At 70.3% G+C, this 21,016-nt stretch carries 17 protein-coding genes and 1 pseudogene; 11 read left to right on the top strand and 7 right to left on the bottom strand.

The annotated features are described in order from the left end of the window. The first annotated feature begins 82 nt into the window (after window positions 1-82). Window positions 83-493, top strand: a complete 411-nt coding sequence (locus tag POF73_RS19600; RefSeq protein ID WP_272117081.1) for an aldehyde dehydrogenase family protein — start codon at window positions 83-85, stop codon at window positions 491-493. Window positions 494-520: 27 nt separating this feature from the next. Here the strand turns inward: POF73_RS19600 and POF73_RS19595 are convergent, their stop codons facing one another. After that, window positions 521-2,158: a sigma-70 family RNA polymerase sigma factor gene (locus POF73_RS19595; RefSeq protein ID WP_272117079.1), complete on the bottom strand. Its 1,638-nt coding sequence runs from the start codon at window positions 2,156-2,158 to the stop codon at window positions 521-523. Between the two features lie 298 nt (window positions 2,159-2,456). On the opposite strand from POF73_RS19595, the gene POF73_RS19590 reads away from it, so the two are divergent. Beyond that, entirely contained in the window at window positions 2,457-2,879 is a 423-nt protein-coding gene (locus POF73_RS19590) for an STAS domain-containing protein (RefSeq protein ID WP_272117077.1), read from the top strand. A 138-nt stretch (window positions 2,880-3,017) separates the two neighbouring features. On the opposite strand, the gene POF73_RS19585 is transcribed toward POF73_RS19590, so the two are convergent. Then, window positions 3,018-3,452 (bottom strand): protease inhibitor, encoded by a 435-nt coding sequence (locus POF73_RS19585; RefSeq protein WP_272117076.1) that lies wholly within the window; start codon window positions 3,450-3,452, stop codon window positions 3,018-3,020. A 337-nt stretch (window positions 3,453-3,789) separates the two neighbouring features. Here POF73_RS19585 and POF73_RS19580 point away from each other — a divergent pair, with 337 nt between their 5' ends. From POF73_RS19580 to POF73_RS19560, 5 genes and pseudogenes are all read left to right on the top strand, one after another. Further along, the gene (locus POF73_RS19580) at window positions 3,790-4,359 is read left to right on the top strand and encodes a hypothetical protein (protein ID WP_272117074.1); all 570 of its coding nucleotides are present in this window, start codon (window positions 3,790-3,792) and stop codon (window positions 4,357-4,359) included. A gap of 213 nt (window positions 4,360-4,572) precedes the next feature. Beyond that, a pseudogene (locus tag POF73_RS19575) lies at window positions 4,573-5,184 on the top strand (cytosine permease); the annotation flags it as partial. After that, window positions 5,181-5,876: an alpha/beta fold hydrolase gene (locus POF73_RS19570; protein WP_272117073.1), complete on the top strand. Its 696-nt coding sequence runs from the start codon at window positions 5,181-5,183 to the stop codon at window positions 5,874-5,876. The pseudogene POF73_RS19575 and the gene POF73_RS19570, both read left to right, overlap by 4 nt. A gap of 73 nt (window positions 5,877-5,949) precedes the next feature. Further along, window positions 5,950-7,119 (top strand): lactate 2-monooxygenase, encoded by a 1,170-nt coding sequence (locus POF73_RS19565; RefSeq protein WP_272117071.1) that lies wholly within the window; start codon window positions 5,950-5,952, stop codon window positions 7,117-7,119. Continuing rightward, the gene (locus POF73_RS19560; protein ID WP_272117069.1) at window positions 7,116-8,102 is read left to right on the top strand and encodes a 2-hydroxyacid dehydrogenase; all 987 of its coding nucleotides are present in this window, start codon (window positions 7,116-7,118) and stop codon (window positions 8,100-8,102) included. Before POF73_RS19565 ends, POF73_RS19560 begins: the two co-directional genes overlap by 4 nt. A 193-nt stretch (window positions 8,103-8,295) precedes the next feature. Here the strand turns inward: POF73_RS19560 and POF73_RS19555 are convergent, their stop codons facing one another. The 3 genes from POF73_RS19555 to POF73_RS19545 all read right to left on the bottom strand — a co-directional run bounded on the left by POF73_RS19555 (window position 8,296) and on the right by POF73_RS19545 (window position 11,033). Beyond that, entirely contained in the window at window positions 8,296-9,912 is a 1,617-nt protein-coding gene (locus tag POF73_RS19555; protein WP_272117067.1) for an RICIN domain-containing protein, read from the bottom strand. 494 nt (window positions 9,913-10,406) lie between these two features. After that, on the bottom strand, window positions 10,407-10,784 hold the full coding sequence (locus POF73_RS19550; protein ID WP_272117065.1) for a toxin Doc: 378 nt from the start codon (window positions 10,782-10,784) through the stop codon (window positions 10,407-10,409). A gap of 3 nt (window positions 10,785-10,787) precedes the next feature. Beyond that, window positions 10,788-11,033, bottom strand: coding sequence for a hypothetical protein (locus POF73_RS19545; protein WP_015655829.1), 246 nt, complete (start codon window positions 11,031-11,033; stop codon window positions 10,788-10,790). A gap of 209 nt (window positions 11,034-11,242) precedes the next feature. On the opposite strand from POF73_RS19545, the gene POF73_RS19540 reads away from it, so the two are divergent. The 3 genes from POF73_RS19540 to POF73_RS19530 all read left to right on the top strand — a co-directional run bounded on the left by POF73_RS19540 (window position 11,243) and on the right by POF73_RS19530 (window position 14,595). Then, window positions 11,243-12,181 carry a sigma-70 family RNA polymerase sigma factor gene (locus POF73_RS19540; RefSeq protein ID WP_272117054.1) on the top strand — a complete coding sequence of 313 codons (939 nt, stop codon included), beginning with the start codon at window positions 11,243-11,245 and terminating at the stop codon, window positions 12,179-12,181. Then, window positions 12,178-13,650, top strand: a complete 1,473-nt coding sequence (gene qcrB / locus POF73_RS19535) for a cytochrome bc1 complex cytochrome b subunit (RefSeq protein WP_272117051.1) — start codon at window positions 12,178-12,180, stop codon at window positions 13,648-13,650. The genes POF73_RS19540 and qcrB overlap by 4 nt, the downstream gene beginning before the upstream one ends. Before the next feature lie 156 nt (window positions 13,651-13,806). Then, window positions 13,807-14,595: an acyl carrier protein gene (locus POF73_RS19530; RefSeq protein ID WP_272117048.1), complete on the top strand. Its 789-nt coding sequence runs from the start codon at window positions 13,807-13,809 to the stop codon at window positions 14,593-14,595. A 79-nt stretch (window positions 14,596-14,674) separates the two neighbouring features. On the opposite strand, the gene POF73_RS19525 is transcribed toward POF73_RS19530, so the two are convergent. Both POF73_RS19525 and POF73_RS19520 read right to left on the bottom strand, forming a co-directional pair. Then, entirely contained in the window at window positions 14,675-16,909 is a 2,235-nt protein-coding gene (locus POF73_RS19525; RefSeq protein ID WP_272117045.1) for a glycoside hydrolase family 9 protein, read from the bottom strand. A gap of 208 nt (window positions 16,910-17,117) precedes the next feature. After that, window positions 17,118-20,219 (bottom strand): glycoside hydrolase family 2 TIM barrel-domain containing protein, encoded by a 3,102-nt coding sequence (locus POF73_RS19520; RefSeq protein WP_272117042.1) that lies wholly within the window; start codon window positions 20,217-20,219, stop codon window positions 17,118-17,120. Between the two features lie 190 nt (window positions 20,220-20,409). On the opposite strand from POF73_RS19520, the gene POF73_RS19515 reads away from it, so the two are divergent. Then, the coding region (locus POF73_RS19515; RefSeq protein WP_272117040.1) for a PAS domain-containing protein at window positions 20,410-21,016 on the top strand (607 nt) is incomplete at its 3' end.

Raw genomic sequence — 21,016 nt, 5'->3', positions numbered from 1 at the left:
CGGCCGGCCGCCGAGCGCCTGCCGTCGGGGGTGCTCCGGGACACTCGCGAACGCGGCCCAACTCACCTTGGTTCGCGGCCTGTTGGAGCGGCTTCCGGGGCACGCCGAGGTCGTCACGGGTGGCGTGGTCCTGGACCGGCCCGGTTACTTCCACCAGGCCACGGTGGTCGCCGGAGTGCGGCAGGAGGGCGAGATCGTGCGGAGCGAGGTGTCGGGCCCGGTCGTCACCGTGCAGCCGTTCGCCGACGAGTCCGAGGCGTTCCAGCCGGCGGGCGGAGTCCCGCAAGGGCTCGCGGCGAGTGTGTGGACCCGTGACCACGACCGGGCGATGCGGGCGAGCCGGGTCCTGCGGGCCGGCATCGTGTGGGTCAACACCCACGGCACGACGGTGTCGGAGATGCCGCACGGCGGCGTACGCCACTCCGGGTACGGCAGCGGCTTCTCGCTCACCGGTCTACTCGACTACACGCTGGTCAAGCACGTCATGCTGTGACGGGCGTGCAGCACCGGGCGGCCCGCCCTACTGCTTGGCGCCGAAGGCCTGCGTCCACCAGGGGCCGCCCGAGCCGTTGTGGATGCCGACACCGATGTCCTTGAACGAGCAGTTGAGGATGTTGGCGCGGTGGCCGGGGCTGTTCATCCAGGACTCCATCACCGCTTCCGGGGTCTGCTGGCCCTGGGCGATGTTCTCGCCGTAGGTGGACCAGTTGTACCCGGCGGCGGTGATGCGCTGGCCGGGGTCCTCACCGTCAGGGTTGGTGTGGTCGAAGAAGTCGCGGGCGGCCATGTCGTCGGAGTGGCCCTGCGCGGCCTTGTTCAGCAGGGGGTCCTCCGCGAGCGGACCGCAGCCGGCGGCCGACCGCTCCTTGTTCACCAGCGCGACGACCTGCCCGACGGTGTCGGTCGGGGCCGACTGCGGCTGGGGTGTGCTGGGCGGGGTCTGCGTCGGGGGCGTGGACGGCCGGGGCGTGGGCGAGGGCTTCTTGGTGGGTTGGGCGGATTTGGAGGGGCTTGCCTTCTTCGACGGCGACTTGGTCGGCGAGGGGGACTTGGACAGCGACGAAGAGGTCTCGATCTCGCTGGGCTCCGCCAGGTCCACGGAGGGAGCACCGGCGGCCCGTGCGGCGGCCGTCTCCTCGGTCCCGGTGCCGGGGTCCGTGTCGAAGTACCAGAAGCCGCCGCCCGCGACGCAGGCCGCCACGACGGCGCCGCCGACAGCCCGGCGTTTGATACGCCGCCGACGACGGGCCTCCCCACGGGAGACCGTCCGGCCGCGCACGGCACGGTGGCCGCCCGTCGCGCCCGGTCCGGCGTAGCCCGCCGACGCACTCAACTGGGAGGTCGACGCCACCGCGGCCATTCCGCCGGACGCGGACAGCACTCGCTCCAGCAGTGCGGGCGCCGCGACGACCAGGGCGAGGCCGGCCAGCAGTCCTTCGGCGGGCATCAATCCGCTCCACATACCGGAGCAATACGAGCAACCACGAGCATGACGGGCTATTCGCTTGCGCCACAGCGCCGAGGGCCGGCCGTCCCAGGAGGCCAGCACACCTTGCAGTTCCTCGCATCGGGGCCGGGCGTCGAGCGCCCGCACGACCACCCGGGCCGCCTCCAACTGCGCCTTCATACGCTGCACCCGTACGGCCGTGTGCTGCGGCGACAACTCCAGCGCCTCGGCGACCTCGGCACGGGTCAGCTCGCCGGCGCACTCCAGCCACCACAGGGACAGCAGCCCCCGGTCGTCGGGCTCCAGCCAGCGGGTGGCGCGTGCCGTCTCCTGGCGCTGGCCGGACAACTGGAGCTGCACCATGGTGAGGTCCACGAAGTCGGCGCCCGGGTCCGCGAGATCCTCGGCCTCCTCGACGGCGCCGGGGGCCGACTGCCGGTCGTGCCAGTGAGCCCGGACCTGGTTCATCGCGATCGCCACGAGCCAGGAGCGGAAGCTCTCGGGGGTGCGTAGACCGCCGAGCGCGTCCAGGGCGCGCAGCATGGTCTCCTGCACCACGTCGTCGACGTCGACGGAGCCGTTCAGAGCCCTCCCCACGATGTTGTAGACCAGCGGGAGGTACGCACTGACCAGGGCGTCCTGAGCCTCCGGGTCGCCACTGCGGGCCGCGGTGACCAACGCCGCCAGTTCCCTCGTGCGCTCTGTACTCATCAAAAACTTCCCTGTCCTCGACGGCGAACGAAGCTGTCCGATACATGGGAGATCGATCGATGAGCTGCCGATAACAGTTCTTCGGACGCTTGTTCCACGAGAGACTCACGGGGTCCGCCCGGCGGCGCAATGGAGGGCGTCACATCGAGAGGGGCCGAACTGGCCCACAGTCAATCGCCGCGGGCAAAATTCACCAGGTCGAGTGAACCAGATCTTGCGAGGGGCATCGCAGGGATGCTCAACCTCGCCTCCGGGTAACTACCCGGATCAAATACGCCCTTTCCGAGGTGGAGCGGACATGACGCCGGACGCCGACGACCGCGCCCGCTATCCGACCGAGGGCCTGGCCGCGGACTCCTTCCGCTCCGCGCCGCCCCCGGCGAACACGCATGCCCGCACTCGTAGATGCGGGCCGTTCACCGTGGTCGAGGTCATCGGTGAGATCGATCTGGCTACGGCGACACTCGTCGCCGAGCACCTGGACGCGGCGACGGCGAAGCCGGAGTCGGACGTCCTGGTCGATCTGCGGCGGGTCGACTTCTTCGACTGCTCGGGACTGCGTGCCCTGTGCCGGGCCGAGACACGGGCCAGAGACCGAGGCGGCCGCCTCCGCATCGTCTCCGACGCACCGCGGATACGGCGGCTGCTGGGGAGTGCGGGGCTGTTGGGCCGGTTCGCGCCCCTGTCCGGGATTCCGGGCGAAGACGGCGATTCCACTTAGCAATCCGAGGTGTCGGCCGGGCGGCCCCACTCCGCCCGACCGACCCCCGGTGCGAGATCGCGGGACCCCACGGCACAACCCGCACTCCCCATCTGCGAGCCGCTGCCGTACTGCACGGGGCCGTACGATCCCGGTCCCTTAGAACGCGAAGAGGCTGGTCCCGTAGGAGCTCTTCACGCACTCGTTGGCGAAGGTGCGCTCATAGGAGACGCGCTTGCCCTGCCAGACGCCGTCGACCGTGACGAACACAGGGTCGTACTGCTTGGTACACAGCACGCCGTCCCGCGCCCCCAGGGCCTCGAAGTCACCGCCCACGCCACGTAGTTCGGCGCAGGCCGACATCGCGTCCGGATGAGTACCGGAGGACGTCGGGGCGCAGCTCAGGGTGACCGCGCGCATCGGCGTAGTCATGGTGGCGCTGTCACCGTAGGCCATGGTGAGCACCAGGGCCGAGGGGGCGTACAGCGAGGCGGGGGTGGCGTCGTGGGCGGCCATGGCAGATCCGGTCAGGGGTCCGCAGACGACGGTGGCCGTGAGGCCGAGGGTCGCTGCCCAGCGCGCGGTGTTCCGCATTGTGTGCATCCTTCCGCTTGTGTCGGGGGTGTGCCGGCTCCGGCGCGATCGGTGCCGGAGCGACGAGCGGGAGTCTGCCGAGTCCGTCGCGGAAACTCACATCGACACCACGGGTTTCAGTAACCTTGCGTATTGAATCAGTGGCGTGAAGTAACGGACTTCGAACGTTCCAACGCCGGAAGATGGCGGCTCTTGATCGTTCCAAGTCGCCATGTGGCCGGATTTCGCACACCGATTAATCGGCCTGAAACATTCCGGTTGGGCCCTCCGGTTGCGCTCTCGGCGGACTCGCCGCCATGTGCTTGTGTTCCCGGAAGGGCGGAGTAATCGTGATTACATGATTACCACCGAGCAACGAGAAAAGCTGCGCGGCTGGTTCGCCGGCCGCCTGCCGGACGATCTCTTCGAGGAACTGGCCGAGGTGACGGTCGATCGTGAGGAGATCACCGTGATCGGCCGCATCCCCGCGCCCCACCTGGCCGAAGGTGTCTCGGCCGCCGAGCGGGAGGCGGCCGTGGAGGGTCGGATCCAGGAGTTCCGGGAGCGCACCCGGGAGACCCGGATCGGGGTGGCCCGGGAGGCCGAGCACCGGTTCCGCCGGAAGGTCTCCTGGGGCGTGGAGTGCGGTGCCGAGCGCGCCCTGTTCACGCATATCGCCGCCCCGGTGATGACCCGGCTGCGTCAGCCCGAGCGGCAGGTCCTCGACACCCTGATCGCCGGCGGGGTCGCCCGCAGCCGCAGTGACGCCCTCGCATGGTGCGTACGGCTGGTGCAGCGGCACGCCGACGACTGGCTCGCCGAACTGCGCGAGTCCCTGGAGAACGTCCAGCGGGTGCGGGCACAGGGGCCGGACGCGGAACCGGAGGACAGCCAGGACACACAGGACACATCCGCGGACAGCGACTGATGGAGGTTTCGTCCACCGACGGCACAGAAGATGGATGAACCGTCCTCTGGTGTGGCTCTTGCGCACAGCCGTACCGTCTGCAGATCCCCGAGAGGACGGCATCCACGCTGCCCGCACACCCCAGCGGCAGGCACCGGCCGTCGCCCCCGACGCGCCACAACGCGCTCCACCGCCCCGCCCACGCTGGAGCCCCCGTGTCCCCTGAGCCCCGACGGCATGGCGACGGGCACGACGGCCCTGTACGGGACCGGCCTCGACTTCTCGTCGGTGTTCCCGCGACTGTCGCGGGTGCAGGCGACGCTGCTGGTCGGCGGGCTGTCGATCGCGTTCATCTTCGTCGGGCGGTTCGGGCTCGACCTGGTGCAGTCGATCTCGACCTTCGCGACCATGATCATCACCTGCACCGCGCCCTGGATGGTCGTGATGATGCTGGGCTACTGGACCCGGCGCGGCTGGTACGACCCCGACGCCCTGCAGGTCTTCAACCGCCGTCAGCGCGGCGGCCGTTACTGGTTCGCGCACGGCTGGAACTGGCGGGGCATGACCGCCTGGTGGGTGACGGCGGTGATCGGCGTGCTGTTCACCAACATCCCCGGCCAGTTCGTCGGCCCGCTGGGCGATCTCGCGGGTGGGGTGGACATCAGCCTGCCGTTGTCGCTGGTCGTCGCGGCCGTGCTGTTCCTGGCGCTGCTGCGGGTGTTCCCCGAGCCGAGGGCGGTCTACGGACCCGAGGGGGCGCGGCTGGCCCGCACCGTCGAGGTGCCGGTGCCGCCGATCAGTGGGCCGGCGGCGTTGTCAGTGCCCTCGACTACCTTGATCTCATGACCAATTACGTTCTGGTGGCGGGTGCGAAGCTGGGTGCGTGGGCGTGGGACGAGGTGGTCCCCGAGTTGCGGGCGGCCGGGCACGAGTCGCATGCGCTGACCCTGTCGGGGCTGGCCGAGAAGCGGGGAATACCGGCCGGGCAGCAGACCCATGTGCGGGACATCGTCGAGGAGGTGGAGGGTCTCGACCTGCGGGACGTGGTGCTGGTCGGGCACAGCTACTCGGGCGTCCCGGTCGGGCAGGCCGCCGAGCGGATCGGTGACCGGCTGAGACGGGTGGTGTACGTCGACGCGAACGTCCCGATCGACGGGAAGTCGTTCCTGTGGGGCTGGCCGAGCGACGGGGTGCGGACGGCGATCGAGGCGAACGGCGGCTTCTGGGCGCCCTTCTCTGCCGAGGATCTGGCGGACCAGGGCCTCACGGACGAGCAGATCGCCCGGATCGTGCGCGGCGCGACAGCCCATCCCGGCGCCACGCTCACCGAACCGGCCGTCCTGACCGGCTCGCTCGCCGAGCTGCCGACGACCTACGTCAAGTGTCTGCTGGACTGGCCGGAGCCGAGCGACGAGGTCGCCGAACTCCTCAAGAGCGATCTCTGGAACCTGGTGACCATGGACACCGGCCACTGGCCGATGTTCTCGCAGCCGCGCGAACTGGCCCGCATCCTCCTCGAATCCGTGGCGGCCCCCTGATCCGCTCCCCCGCCTACCGGTCGGTATGGTCGGCGTACAGCGCGTTCTCAGTGACGAGAGGCGGGGCGCAGGCATGGGCAAGCACTGGGCTGACTTCCAGTACGAGATCTATCTGAACGGGATGACGGGCGCCGTACCCCGGCTGCCCACCGATCTGACCCGGCTGGAGGAGCTGACCGAGCAGCGCCTCGGCCCCGGCCCGGTCGGCTATGTGGCGGGCAGCGCGGGCGACGGCAGCACCGCCCGCGCCAACCGGTCGGCTCTGCGCCGACGCCGGATCGTGCCCCGCATGCTGCGGGACGTGCACGAACGGGACCTGTCCGTCGAGGTGCTGGGCCGCACCCTGCCGGCTCCGCTGGCGCTGGCGCCGATCGGCGTGCTGTCGATCATGCACCCGGACGCCGAGTGCGCGGCCGCCCGTGCCGCCGCCGCGCAGGGTGTGCCGTTCACTCTGTCCTCGGCGTCCAGCACCCCCATGGAGCAGGTCGCGGAGGCGATGGGCGACGCCGAGCGCTGGTTCCAGCTGTACTGGCCGAAGGACCCGGAGGTGGCCCGGAGCTTCCTGCACCGGGCGAAGGCGGCCGGGTTCACCGCGCTCGTCGTCACCCTGGACACGCCGATGCTGGCCTGGCGGCCCCGCGATCTCGACCAGGCGTATCTGCCGTTCCTGCACGGCGTGGGCACCGCCAACTACTTCTCGGACCCGGCCTTCCAGGCAGGCCTGGCCAAGCCGGTGCACGAGGATCCGAACGCGGCCGTGATGCACTTCGTCGGCATGTTCTCGGACCCTGCCAAGACCTGGCCCGACCTGGCGTTCCTGCGGGAGAACTGGGACGGCCCGATCGTCCTGAAGGGCATCCTGCACCCGGACGACGCCCGCGCGGCGGCCGACGCCGGGATGGACGGGGTCGTCGTCTCCAACCACGGCGGCCGTCAGGTGGCCGGCTCGGTCGGGGCGGCGGACGCCCTGCCCCGGGTGGTGGCGGCCGTCGGTGACCGGCTGACCGTGCTGTTCGACAGCGGCATCCGCACCGGCGACGACATCTTCAAGGCGCTCGCGCTCGGCGCGAAGGCGGTGCTCGTCGGACGGCCGTACGCCTACGGGCTCGGCCTCGACGGACAGGCGGGGGTCGAGCACGTCGTCCGCTGTCTGCTCGCCGAACTCGACCTCACCCTCGCCCTGTCCGGACACGCCGCCCCCGCCACGATCGGCCCCGCCGACCTCATCGAGGAATCCGCATGACCGCACCGAAGAACGTCCTCGCCGTCATCGCCCCGCACGTCGGCGGCCGTGCCATCGGCGCCGGTCTCGCCACGCTCTTCCCCGAGGGCACGCACGTCACCGTCGTCGAGGCGGCCCGCGAGGACCCGGCCGCGCTGCGCGCCGCCCACGTCGTCATCACCGCGCTCGCCCCGGTGACCGCCGAACACCTCGCCGCCGCACCGGAGCTGGAGCTGGTGCAGTGCGCGAGCCACGGCTTCGACTACGTCGACGTGGACGCGGCACGCGAGCGCGGCGTGCGGGTGTGCAACATCGGCTCCAGCGGCGCCGAGGCACAGAACGTGGCCGAGCAGACCTTCGCCCTCATGCTCGCCCTGGCCAAACAGCTGATCCCCGCCCACACCGCGCTCGTCGAGGCCGACTGGGCACTCCCCCGCCTCCAGCACTCGCTGACCGAGCTGTGCGGCAAGACGCTGGGCATCGTCGGCCTGGGCCAGATCGGGCGGCAGGTCGCCCGCCGCGCGGTCGCCTTCGACATGGACGTCATCTACGCCGGACGACACCGACTGGCACCGGAGACGGAGGCCGAGTTCGGCGGCGCCCGCCATGTCCCGCTCGACGAACTGCTGAGCACCTCCGACTACGTCTCCCTGCACACCCCGCTCACCGACGAGACCCGGCATCTGCTGAACGCCGAGCGGCTCGGGCTGCTCAAACCGACGGCGTTCGTGATCAACACCGCGCGAGGCGCACTGATCGACCAGGACGCCCTCGCCGACGCGCTGGAGAAGGGCGCCCTGGCCGGGGCGGGCATCGACGTCTTCGACCCCGAACCCCCCACCCCGGCCCTGCACCTGCTCCGCGCCCCGAACGTGGTGCTCTCCCCGCACGTCGGCGGCGTCACCCGCGAGACCCTGGTCCGCATCGCCCTGGCCGCCGTGCAGAACGTGACGGACTTCCTGGCGGGCGGGTCGGGCGCGACACCGCGGGACGTCGTGAACTAGGGCCTGTCCGGCGGATCGTGCCGGCGACGCGGGGGGGCGCGGTGTCTCGGGCGGCCCGGCCCGAACGGCAGGCCCCGGGCGGGGATTCGGGCGGGGCGAACCGGCTCCGTTCGTACGCCGGGGCTGCTTCCGCCCCGCCGGGCGCGGCCGCCACCGCACGCGGCCACCGCGCCCGTCGTCCCCGGCGCGGGGGCTACATCTCCTCCCCCACCGCCCGCACGGCCCGCGCCCCCGGCCGTTCACTCTCCTCGCTCGACAGCGACCCGGGGCTCGCCGACGCCACCGGATCGACCGACCAGCGCTGTGCGTCCGACCCATCACGGGCCTTGACCACGATGTCGGCGCCCACGTCCGTCGTGGTCGGCGCCAGGGCCAGCCGGTCGTCCCAGCGGGGCAGTAACTCGCCCTGCACGGTGAGGTCGTAGCGCACGTCGTCGGCACGCTTCGAGTGGTCGTCGGCGCACTTGCCGAGGATCACCACACCGGCGTCGGCATGCGAGTCCAGGCACAGCTCGGGATCCGCCTCGCTGCGCAGCAGGCCGTCCGTCGCGTACGACCACTGCTGGGTGTCGTCGGCCGAGCAGTCGGCCAGCTCGGTCCCGGCGCCGACTTTCGGCTTGCCGCGGATGTCGAGGCACAGGTCGGCTTCGGCGTTGCGCAGCCTGGACTGCCAGGGTGCGTTGGGGAGTTGGGCGGTGCCCGGCGGCGAGGAGGACACCGCCGGCGGTACCTGGGATCCGGCGCCGCCGCCGGTGGCGGAGGCGGCCGGGTCGACGCCGTCGTCGTCGGAGAGCAGGCCGGTGGCGAGCATGGCCGCGATCAGTCCGGCGGAGGCCAGGCCCACGCCGGTGAGCAGCGTCCGTGGGGAGCGCGGTCCGCCGGCGGGTCTGCGAACCTGCATGGGGATGCGCGACAGGAGGCGCCGGCGCCCGCCGCCGTGCCGGGCGAAGCCCCGGGCGCGGGGCTCGCCGCCCGGGGTGCGGCCCGGACGGGTGTCGAGATAGCGGCGCGCGCCCCAGCCGAGTACCGCCTCGGCAATCAGCACTCCCAACCCGCCCTCGAAATGGCTCAGTTGTTCGGCGGCATCACGGCAGTAGCGGCACTCCGTCAGATGCTGCTGGACATCCGGCAACAGCGCCCCGCCCCGGCGAATCGGGACGTCGAGGAGCCGGTTGTAGAAGCGGCAATCCTTCGTCGGCGCGAGTTCCCGATGGGCATGTACACAACCTTCGCGGAATTTATCACGCGCTTGTTCGAGGGCGGCCGATGCGGTAACGGTATCCATGCCCAACAGACCGGCCGGCACGGTTAGCGGCTCGGCCTCGACCTCGGTATGCCACAGCAGGCATCGGGCAAGTCCCGGAAGCGCCTGGAATGACCGATCGGCGAGCCTGCGATTTTCGGGGGTCATCGACTTCGCCGTACGCATCCCGCGACCGCCCGCGGGTTTCGCCAGCTCTGGCAGGACGCCCGCTATTCGTTCCTCGGCGGACCACTGGCGGACCGTGTCCCGTACGGCGACGAGGAGCCGGGGCCGCAGCGCGGCGGCCGGTTCGCCCAGCGCCAGACGGTCGAGGACCTGATGGAAGGCGGCGGCGGTGACCATGTCGGCGACGCCGGTCGGGGCGGCGAGACAGATCACCGCGTATTCGCGGCCCGGTTGCCAGTGCCGCGCCATGAGCAGCGCGACGGACGGAGCGGCCTCACCGTCGGGGCGGCCCCGCAACCGTGCCGCGAGGCCTTCGTCGGATTCCTCGGGAACGCCTCCGGGCGGTGGGTAAGGGGGGCGAGGGGGGTGGGGGGTGGGCACTGAACGGAATCCTTCCCACGCGCAGGTGACTCAGAAGGTCTGGTCGCCGAAAAGGATGAGCGGTCTGATGTGCACCTTTTCGGCGCGAGCGCGGGGAGCACGAATTCACCAACGACCATCCGCGCCGGTTCCCCACGGAACGAATGAGCCCCGGTCTATTCCAACCCCCCACAGGTAGTTCACCCTTGCACAGCACACTCATGCCAACAAGGCACTTGAGCAACATCCGCCCCATTGAAAGAAAGTCAGATACGCCCGCAACTCGCCGCACCTGCGCGACCTTTCCACATTCCATGCGCCCCGTGTGAAACACACGCACACGCCGGAGCACCACGCACGCTCCCCCACGCGCCACCGGCGTAGTCCACTGGAAGCGGCCCCTCGGAAGGCCACGCGTGGGACGGCGGCTCTCCTGCGCGCCACGGGCCGCCGACCCCGTTCCTCCCGCCCTCGGTCGGCGGCCCCGGGGGGCGGGGAACGGGGATCGGCGGGTGTCAGATCTGCCAGGAGCGCAGCCGGTCGGCCGCGCCGTACACGTCGGCCTTGCCGGACATCAGGTCACGGGCGAGGTCGACGAGCGCGCCGTAGGGCGGGTCGATGCCGACACCGCTGACGAACATGTAGGCGACCGCGGCGGAACAGGCGAACCTGGCGTTCGCCGAGGGAAGCGGCTTGAGCTGGGCGAGGGTGTGCAGCAGTGCGGCGGCCCGCCAGGCCGGGTCGGAGTCGATACCCAGGCGGGGCGGATCCACGCGATGACGCGCGACGGCGGCGACCAACGCGGAGAAGTCGTTGATCGTGGGCTGGTCGGGCAGGACCTCTTCGTGCCGCTGGAGCAGCCAGGGCACGTCGATATGGATCACCTGTGCCATCGGTCAGGCAGCCCGTCCCTCGCCCTTGGCGGGCGGTTCGTCGTCGGGGAAGGCGGCCGCGAACTCGTCCGCGTGCGACGAGAAGAACCGGCGGAACGCCTCGGCGCCCTCCTGCAGCGCCCGGTGCCGGGCTATGTCGGCCGCTGCGGCCTCCCGTACGAGCGCCTTCATCGACGTACCGCGTTCCTTGGCGATCTGCCGCAGGTCCTCTAGCTCGCGGTCGCTGAACTCCACGTTGAGAGCTGGCATGACCTCACGGTACCGCTCGGGTACTTACCCGTAAATACATGCAGGTCAAGTGTGATGTACGACGGTACCGAGGGAGGTGCGGAACGCGATGTCGGGTGCCCGGCTGCCGGACGGGTGTGGCGAGACGTGGGTCACATTCGGCCGTGGGGTGTCACATTCCGGCCCGTGCCGGGCCTCGCAGTGGTGAGCGCGCACTGGGAGGCCCTGCCATGTCCGACATCCCCGTATCCGTCACCGACGACGCGACGGCCGTCTTCGTCCAACACCGTGAGCTGATGTTCGGCGTCGTCTACAACATGCTCGGCAGCGTCGCCGACACCGAGGACGTACTGCAGGAGACATGGCTGTCGTGGACGGCCCGCAACGCGGGTCCGCCGCTGGACGGGATCGCCAACCCGCGGGCGTATCTCGTGCGGATCGCCGTCAACCATGCGCTGGCGCGGCGGGCCGCGATCAGTCGCCGCCAGGAGACCTACGTCGGCCCGTGGCTGCCGGAGCCGCTGGTCGCGGACGGCGAGGAGGCGGGCGCGGACGATCCGGCGCTGCGCACCGAGTCCGTGTCGCTGGCGATGCTGGTCGTGCTGGAGTCGCTCACTCCGTTGGAGCGGGCGGTGTTCGTGCTGCACGAGGTGTTCGGGTACCCCCACACGGAGATCGCGGAGATCATCGACCGCAGCCCGGCGGCCGTAAGGCAGCTGGGGCATCGGGCCCGGGAGCATGTGCATGCGCGGCGGCCGCTGTACGCGGCGCATCCGCGGGTGCGGCGGGAGGCGACCGAGCGGTTCGTGCGGGCCGCGGTGGGCGGGGATCTCGCCGCGCTGATGGAGATCCTCGCGCCGGACGTGACGGTGTGGACGGACGCCGGCGGCAAGCGCAAGCGGGCGGGGCTGCGTCCCGTGCACGGGCGGGAGAAGGCGGTGCGGCTCTTCGACTCCTTCGCGCGCCGGGGCGCGGCAGGCGCAGGCGGCGGCCATCTGGACCTGCGCTACCGGCGCGTCAACGGCGACGACGCGGCGGTGCTGTTCCAGGGCGAGGAGCCGTACGCCGTTCTGGTCCTGGACCTGACGCCGGACGGCGAGCGGGTGTCCGGCGTCTATGTGGTGAGCAACCCGGACAAGCTCACGCATGTGCGCAGGGAGGGGGCGTGAGCGCCCGGGAGGTGCCCGCGCCCGGCGGGGGTGAGCGGGTCGCGGACTGGTTCGACGGGCGGCTCGGCATCCACTCCCTGGGCCGGAAGTATCTGCGCAAGGTCTTCCCGGATCACTGGTCGTTCCTGCTCGGCGAGATCTGCCTGTACAGCTTCGCCGTGCTGATCCTGACGGGCGTGTACCTCACCTTCTTCTTCCACCCGTCGATGAACGAGGTGACGTACCACGGCAGTTACCTCCCGCTGAACGGCGTCCGCATGTCCGAGGCGTACGCCTCCACGCTGGACATCAGCTTCGACGTGCGCGGCGGGCTGCTGATGCGGCAGGTGCACCACTGGGCGGCGCTGGTCTTCGTCGCCGGGATGCTCACGCACATGATGCGGCACTTCTTCACCGGCTCGTTCCGCAGGCCGCGGGAGATCAACTGGCTGTTCGGCTGGACCCTGCTGTTCCTGGGCATGTTCGAGGGTCTCTTCGGCTACTCGCTGCCGGACGACCTGCTGTCGGGGACGGGCCTGCGGTTCGTGAACGGGGCGCTGCTGTCCGTCCCGATCGTCGGCACGTATCTGTCGATGTTCCTGTTCGGCGGCGAGTTCCCGGGCCATGACATCGTGGCCCGCTTCTACTCGCTGCACATCCTGGTGATCCCCGGCATCATGGCCGCGCTGGTCGTCGCGCACCTCCTGCTGGTCGTGTACCACAAGCACACCCAGTTCGCGGGGCCCGGACGCACCGAACGCAATGTCGTGGGCGCCCCGTTCATGCCGGTGTACATGGCGAAGGCGGGCGGCTTCTTCTTCCTGGTCTTCGGCACGCTGACCCTGCTCGCGGCGGTGGCGTCGATCAACCCGGTCTGGTCGTACGGTCCCTACCGCGCCGACCAGGTCTCCACCGGCGCGCAGCCCGACTGGTACCTGGGGTTCGCCGAGGGGCTGGTCCGCGTCATGCCGGGCTGGGAGATCACCCTGTGGGGCCACACACTCGTCCTCGGGGTGCTGATCCCGGTCGTGGTCTTCCCCTTGCTGCTGGTCTTCATCGGCGTGTACCCCTTCCTGGAGGCCCGGATCACCGGTGACAAGCGTGAGCACCACCTCCTCGACCGCCCCCGCAACCGCCCCGTCCGCACGGGGATCGGCGCGGCCTGGATCAGCCTCTATCTGGTCCTGCTGGCGGGCGGCGGCAACGACATCGTGGCGACCAGGCTCCATCTGTCGATCAACACCGTGACCTGGACGATCCGCATCGCGGCGCTGGTCGTCCCGGTGGCCGCGTTCGTGATCGCCCGCCGCATCTGCCTGGGGCTGCAGCTCCGCGACCGGGAACGGGTGTTGCACGGGCGGGAGACCGGCGTGATCAAGCGGCTTCCGCACGGCGAGTACGTCGAGGTGCACGAGCGGCTGAGTCAGGCCCAACTGCACACCCTCACCGCACATGAGCGGCCCGGCGAGCTGGTCGAGCACGAACCGTAGGGAAACGGGCGGGCGACGAACAGTCAAACGGCATGTACCGGGCCCGTAACTGCCGACGGCCCCCTACAACCCCCGGTGATGTCGCCGTGTCACACCCCATACCGACACCACCTGTGCTTCGGGCACCACACGACTCACCTCACCAACGGAGTTCACGTGCGCATGCGCTTACCGGCCGCCCGCCCGACCGCCGTCGCCGCTCTCGCCCTGGCTGCCACCGCAGTGGTCGTACCGCCCGCCCACTCGGCGGAGGGCGACGACTACCGGGTGACCCTCACCAGCAGCACCGCCACGACCGACTACAAGAACCGCACGGTGGACCTGACCGGCACCGTGACCCGCCCCGACGGCACGCCCGTCACGGACGCGCCGGTGCAGCTTGAGGAATCGGTTCTCTTCAACACCTGGAACCCGTGGGGCGACCCCATCGACCCGACCGAGTGGGAGACCCGCGGCCTGGGCACCGTACGGACGGACGACCAGGGGCGGTTCACCCTGGAGGACGTGCCCGCCGACCGTGCGGACGCCCGGCCCAGCCCCTACCTCTTCCCGCGTCACCAGGTGATGTTCCGGGCGATCTACGACACCGACCCCACCGACCTCCACATGGCCGCCGCCGACACCACGGTCAAGGTCCGGCCGGTCACCAGCCTCATCACCTACCAGGTCAACAAGACCAGGGTGCGCGAGGGCGACACCCTCGTCGTGAAGGGCAGGATCGCCTGGGCCGGCGGCCACGGCCCGCTCACCGGCACCCGGGTGTTCCTGCGCACGTACTACGAGAGCTCCCAGAACGCGCAGACCACCACCGACGCACGCGGCAACTTCACCGTCCGCGCCGAGATCCGCGACTACGACAACGAGTTCGTGGTCTTCTCCGCGCCGAAGGACTACTACGTCGCGGGCGCGACCAGGGACCTCCCGGTCAAGAACGTCACCCCGTAGCCGGCCGGGCTCCCGGCATGGCGAAAGCCCGCTGCCGTACCCGTCGGCAGCGGGCTTCCCGTCTGTCCCCGAGGGGTGATTATCCCTGATCGGCCACGAAGGAGGCCATCCGGGTCAGCGCGGAGTTCCAGTTGATGGTGTGCTCGTTCGTCGACCACGACTGGATGTCGTCGATGTAGCAGAACTGACCGACGCAGCCCTGGAGTTTGCTCTGTGCGTAGGGGTCCTGAATGCCGGAGTTCGGCCCGCCGGCGAGCGTGCCGGCCGGCGGGTTGGGCTGGCTCGCATCGAGTTGGTGGGCATACCAACGGGCGTGCTGGTTGTGGGAGTTGACCTCGCCGTAGCCGGTCACGTACGACATGTTCAGCGCGTTGCGCCCGAAGAGGTAGTCCATGCTCTGCACCGCTGCGTCGCGGTACTTCGAGGCTCCCGTGATGTCGTACGCGGTGGCGATGACGACGGCGTTGTGCAGGATCTGGTGGTTGGAGCCCCAGTCATAGAGGTTGCCGGTCGGCGCGTAGGGCATGCCGTACGCCTGTGACTTCAGGGTGCCCAGATAGCCGTCCGCACCCTTGATCACCGACTGGCGCACCTTGTCCCGGCCGGGCAGCCCGCTCGGCACGGTCGCCAGGTCCAGCCGGGCGGCCACCGCGGTCCTGGCCCAGTCGTAGCCGAGGGAGCCGAAGATGTCATCGGTGTGGACGGGCGAGTTGAGGACGTGGTCCGCGAACTCCCGCTCCCCCGTGGTCAGATACAGCTCGGCCGCGGCCCAGTAGAACTCGTCGGTGACGTTGTTGTCGGCGTAGGTGCCGCCGCCGACGCCGTCACTCTCGGAGGCGTACCGGTCGGGGTGCGCGAGCGCCGCCGACCATGCCTTGCGCGCGGCGGCCAGCGTCTTCGCCGCGAACTCCCTGTCGTAGGCCTTGTACAGGCGCGCCGCCTGCGCGGCCGTCGCCGCCAGGTTGAGCGTCGCCGCGGTGGACGGCGGATGCAGCTCACGCTTCTGCGGGTCGTCGCTCGGCAGCAGCGGCAGGCCCGTCCACTGCTCGTCGTGGATCTTGTGATGCGCCATGCCGGCCAGTGGCTGCCCCGCGGGCACCTGCATCTTCAGCAGGAACTCCAGCTCCCAGCGGACCTCGTCCAGGATGTCCGGCACCTTGTTGCCGCTCTCCGGGATGGCGAGCGTGCCGTCGCGCAGCTTCCACGGCTCCCCGGTACGGGCCAGCCGTTCGCGCTCGTAGGTGCTCAGCAGCTCCCACACGGAGATGCCGCCGTTGACGACGTACTTGCCGTGGTCGCCCGCGTCGTACCAGCCGCCGGTCACGTCCAGCTTGTAGTCGCACACGCCCGGCTGACAGGGCACCGCGCCGTCGCCCTGGTTGGGTGCGACGCCGACGTGTCCGGCGGGGCGGGCGTAGCCCGGGCGCAGGTCGTCGCGGATCGCGATGCCGCTGCGCTGGGTGTAGTAGTACTTCGCGGCGTCCAGGCGCAGCCGCTCATAGGCGGCCGTTCCGATGTCGAACGGGCGGCTCGCCTCCCCGTCGGCGACCAAGGTGAAGCCCTTGCCCTGCTTGCGGTAGGCGCCGAAGTCGATGGAGTGGACGTTCTGAGCGGAGGAGACGTCGGTGCCGCGCGGCACGGTCGAGCCGTGGGCGACCACGGTCCCGGACGCGTCCTTCAGCTGCCAGGGCAGCTTCTCGGTGGCGTCGGTGACCAGCGTGGCGTTCTTCGGTCCGGCGGGCAGATAGGCGACCTGGTTCACGCGCACGCGCGGCCCGGTGTCGGGTTGGTACACGTCCGGCGGGACGCCGCCGAGCAGTGAGGCGTTGTCCATGCAGAAGCGCCACGCGTCCGCGCTGCCGCCGAGTTGGAAGGCGACCTGGCCCTGCGGGGTGTCGACGGGCGAGGTGAAGGTGTACGAGTAGGAGTTCCCGGAGACGCTCAGCTGCGGTGTCACCTCGAAGTAGGTGTCGTAGGGCGCCGCCGACAGGCCGACGACGGCCCGCACCACGTGCCCCTCGGGCGAGCCGTTGGCGGTGAAGGACAAGCGGTACGACTGCCCCTTCGCCAGGGTGATGTCGTTCTGGCCGACGGCGGCGTCCCAACGGTTGGCGGTGCCGCCGGGCACATCGGCGCACAGCTGCCCGCCGGACAGGCCCGCGGTGACGTTGGTCGTCGCCCACCATGGTGCGGTGGTGGTGTCGAAGGTGCCGTTCTTGAGCTGCTCGACCTCTTCGGCGGCGGCCGGTGCGACGGACAGGCCTGCTGCCAGCAGGGCCGTGAGAGTCAGCAGGGTGGTTCTGCGTCGGTTCACGTCTGGGCTCCTCGGGGTGAGGTGCGTATGACACTCCCGGAGTGGGAGCGCTCCCAACACGGTGGCGGCCCATGCTTGTTGGTGGCATGACAGTTCGTCAACGGTCCGGACGGACGGCTTTTGGCTGCGGCGCCGTCGTGGCTGGTCGCGCAGTTCCCCGCGCCCCTTGGGGGCGTTGGCGAACCGCGCGTCCCAACCGTGATGCGGGTCAGGTGACCGGCACCTCCAGCTTGCTGATGCGTGTTGCCCCTCGGGCCTCCCCCGGGTGGGCGCTGGTCAGGGTGAGCCGTACCCGGGAGCCGCGTACCGCGTCGAAGGTGATGACGCTGGGCGTGTCCGAGGCGGTGGCCCACTCCACGGCCGTTCCCTCGACCGGCGCATACCGGTGACCGTCCCACACCTCGACCGCGACCGACACCGGCCGCGTGTGCGTGGCATCCACCGTGAAGGAGACCTCCACCCGGTCGAAGGTCCGCACCCGCCCGAAGTCCACGGACACCCAGTCCTCCGGCCGGGCTCCGTCGAAGGCGGGCAGCAGGGCCGTCGCCGCCTTGGAGAACCCGTTGGACCAGCCGGTGGCCGGGTTGCCGTCGAGCATGGCCTCGGGGAGGGTGTCGGGTCGGCCCGAGTAACTGGCGTCCGCGAGGGGGTAGTCGAAGGGCGCCGGGTGGTCGGGCCCGAAGTCCGCGGCCGGAGTGAGCGCGGGGGATCCGGCGCGGGTCGTCCGCACGGTCACGCCGCCCGTTCGCAGGCCTTCGGCCCGTGCGGTCACCTTCAAGGGACCCGCCTTCGTGCCGGACCGTACGATCGCCAGCGCCTTGCCGTGGAAGGCGGTGCGCGTACTGGCCTGGTAGCGCTCGGCGCTCTCCTCCCGCCCGTTGTCGAGCCCGGCGAGCGAGCCGCCCGTCACCTCGAAGGAGATCAGATGCTCGGCGTCGGGCACCACGACACCCCGCGCGTCGACGACCTCGGCGGTCACGAAGAGCAGTGAACGGCCGTCGGCAGCAAGGGCCTTGCGGTCGGCGGTCAGCCGTACGGCGTTCGGCGCACCGGCCGTGCGCAGTACGTCGGTGGCGACCGCTTTGCCGCCCTTGCGGGCAACGGCCTTCAACTCCCCCGCCCTGTAGGGCACTTTCCAGGTGAGGTGGAGTTTGCCCGCGCTGCCGTTGGGGCTGGTGTAGCTGCCGGGGTAGGGGCCGTCGGTGAAGGTCTTGTCGTCGCCGGTCGCCTCGGTGGTCTCCAGATAGGCCCGGCCGTCGAGGGTCTTCTTGGTGTCGAACGCCCGGATGCCCAGCGACTTGCCGTTGAGGAACAGCTCGACGGTGTCGACGTTGGAGTACGCCCACACCTCGACCGTGTCGCCGTCCGCATGGTTCCAGGACATGGGAAGCAGGTGAACCATCGGTTCTTCGACCCACTGGCTCTGGAACAGGTAGTACATGTCCTTCGGGAAACCGGCCGTGTCGACCGCACCGAAGAAGGACGCCTTCACCGGGAAGACGTCGTACGGCGTCGGCTCGCCGGTGTAGTCGATGCCCGACCACAGGAACTGCCCGGCGAACCACTTCCGGTCCCGGTCCTTCTTGTGCCCGTACTCGCCGCTCATGGTCCAGGAGGCGAGGTTGTTGTCGTACGACGAGGTCGCCCGTCTGCCCGGCGTGTGGTTCTCGCCGGTGTTGAGGCGTTCGGGCTCCTGGTACGCGCCGCGCGTGGACGTCTCGGAGGACGACTCGGACTCGAAGAGGAACAGGTGGGGGTAGCGCGCGTGCAGGGCGTCCACCGACTTTGCGGTGTTGTAGTTGAGGCCGAGGCCGTCGAGCTTGGCCAGGATCAGATCGCCCGGCGAGCCCGGGGCGGGGACGCTGCGGTGCCGGTGGGAGCCGATCACGACCGGGCGGGTGTCGTCGGAGGCCTTGATGGCGGCGATGAGCCGGTCGGCCATGGCGAGGCCGGAGGTGGAGGTGAACTCGGAGACCTCATTGCCGATCGACCACATCAGGACGGCGGGCGAGTTGCGGGCCGCCAGCACCATCTCGGTGACGTCCTTGTCGGCCCACTCGTCGAAGAACCGCCCGTAGTCGTAGCGCGTCTTGGGCGAGCGCCAGCAGTCGAACGCCTCCACCAGCATCACGATGCCCATCTCCTCGCAGACCCGGATCATCTCCGGCGAGGGCGGGTTGTGGGAGGTGCGGAAGGCGTTGACGCCCATCGACTTCATGATGGTCATCTGCCGCCGGATCGCGTCGGTGCTCACGGCGGCGCCCAGGGCGCCCAGGTCGTGGTGCAGGTCGACGCCCTTGATCTTGCTGTGGGTGCCGTTGAGGTGGAAGCCCTCGTCCGGGTCGAAGCGGAAGGTGCGGAAGCCGAAGGGCGTGCGGTAGGTGTCGGTGGTCGTGCCGCCGACACGCAGTTCGGTCCTGAGGGTGTAGCGGTGGTGCGGGGTCGCGAAATCCCACAACTTCGGCTCGTCAACGGTGAGTTCATGGGTCGCCGTCGCCTTGTCGGTGACGGCGACCGTGGAGGACGTACGGGCGACGGTACGTCCCCCGGGATCGACGACCCGCGAGACGATCTCGACGTCCGTGCCGGCCGCGGAGGCGTTCACCACCGAGGTCCGCACCCGTACGGTGCCCCGCTCCTCGGTGATCTCGGGCGTGGTGACGTACGTGCCCCAGCGCTCCACGTGCACCGGTTCGGTGACGACGAGGCGGGCCTCGCGGTAGATGCCGCTGCCCGAGTACCAGCGGCTGCTGGGCAGCTGGTTCTGCACCTTGATCGCGAGGACGTTCTCGGTGCTGCCGTCGGTGTGCACCAGGTCGGTGAGGTCGAAGGCGAAGCCGGTGTAGCCGTAGGGGTGGCGGCCGGCCTCCTTGCCGTTGCAGTAGACGTACGAGTCCATGTAGACGCCGTCGAACTCCACCGATATCCGCTTCGCCGCGAGGGCGGGCGGCAGGGTGAAGGCGAGGCGGTACCAGCCGAGGCCGCCGGGGAAGAAGCCGGTGCCGCTGGTGGTGCCGTGCTCGGTGGTCGGGGCGAACTCGATGCTCCAGTCGTGCGGCACCGCGACCTCGCGCCAGCCCGAGTCGTCGTGGCCGGGCTCGGCGGCATCGGCGTACGCGCCGGTCGGGTCGGTGATGCCGCCCGGGTTGACCAGGGCGAAGCGCCAGCCGTCGCGCAGCGCAACCGTGCTGCGGCCGGACGCGGCACCGGCGAGTTCCATGGCGGCCTGCGCTGTCGAAGAGCTCATCAGTGCTCCGGCCGCCGGAGCGGCCGTGGAGGCCAGGAGTAACGATCTCCGAGTGACTGTCATGGCGACTCTCCCTCATCAGGGCCCAGAAGTACTCACAACTGATCGTGAACGAACAGATTCTGACGGGCTGACACGGAGATGAGTCAAGGGTGCGCACGAGGGTTCCGGTACGGGCGGGTCGCCGAAGCACTAGGCTGGAGCCCAAGTCACACGCTTGATCACCGTGAGTGTGCGCGATGGAGTGGCGCCCATGAGCCCGGAGTATCCGTTCGACGAGGCCGCGACGGCCCGGGCGGTCATCGACGACAGCGGCGTGCTCGTCGAGTGGAACGCGGGGGCCGAGCGACTGCTGGGCCACCGCGCCGCCGACGTCCTGGGGCACCCGGCCGTGCATCTGCTGGCCGACGAGGAGTACGACCGCCCAGGCGCCCCGCAGGGCGAACGCTGGGACGGCATTCTCAGCCTGCGCCACCGCGACGGCGGCACCGTGTCCGTGTGGCTGCTCGCCCACCGCGTGCGGCCCAGGGACGACGGACCCTACCGCTGGCTCGTGGTCACGCCGATCGAGGGGGACGGCCCCCGGGTGCCCGGTGACCCGCTGGACAACGTCGCGCTGCTCGACTCCCCCTGCGCCATCGCCATCTACGACGAACGGCTCCGGCTGCGCCGGATCAACGCAGTCATGGCCGAGGTCCTCAGCCTCGCCGAGGAGAACATCCGGGGGCTGCGGGCGCCGGAACTGAGCGGCATGGCCCAGAGCCACGACATCGAGCGGCAGCTCCTGCGCGTGCTCACCACGGGCCGGGGCACCGACGTACGGACGTACGTCCCGGTCGGCGGCGACCGGACGTACGCCT

The organism is Streptomyces sp. HD, assembly GCF_028369295.1.
Lineage (GTDB): Bacteria > Actinomycetota > Actinomycetes > Streptomycetales > Streptomycetaceae > Streptomyces.
This window is presented reverse-complemented; position numbering and strand designations above follow the sequence as displayed.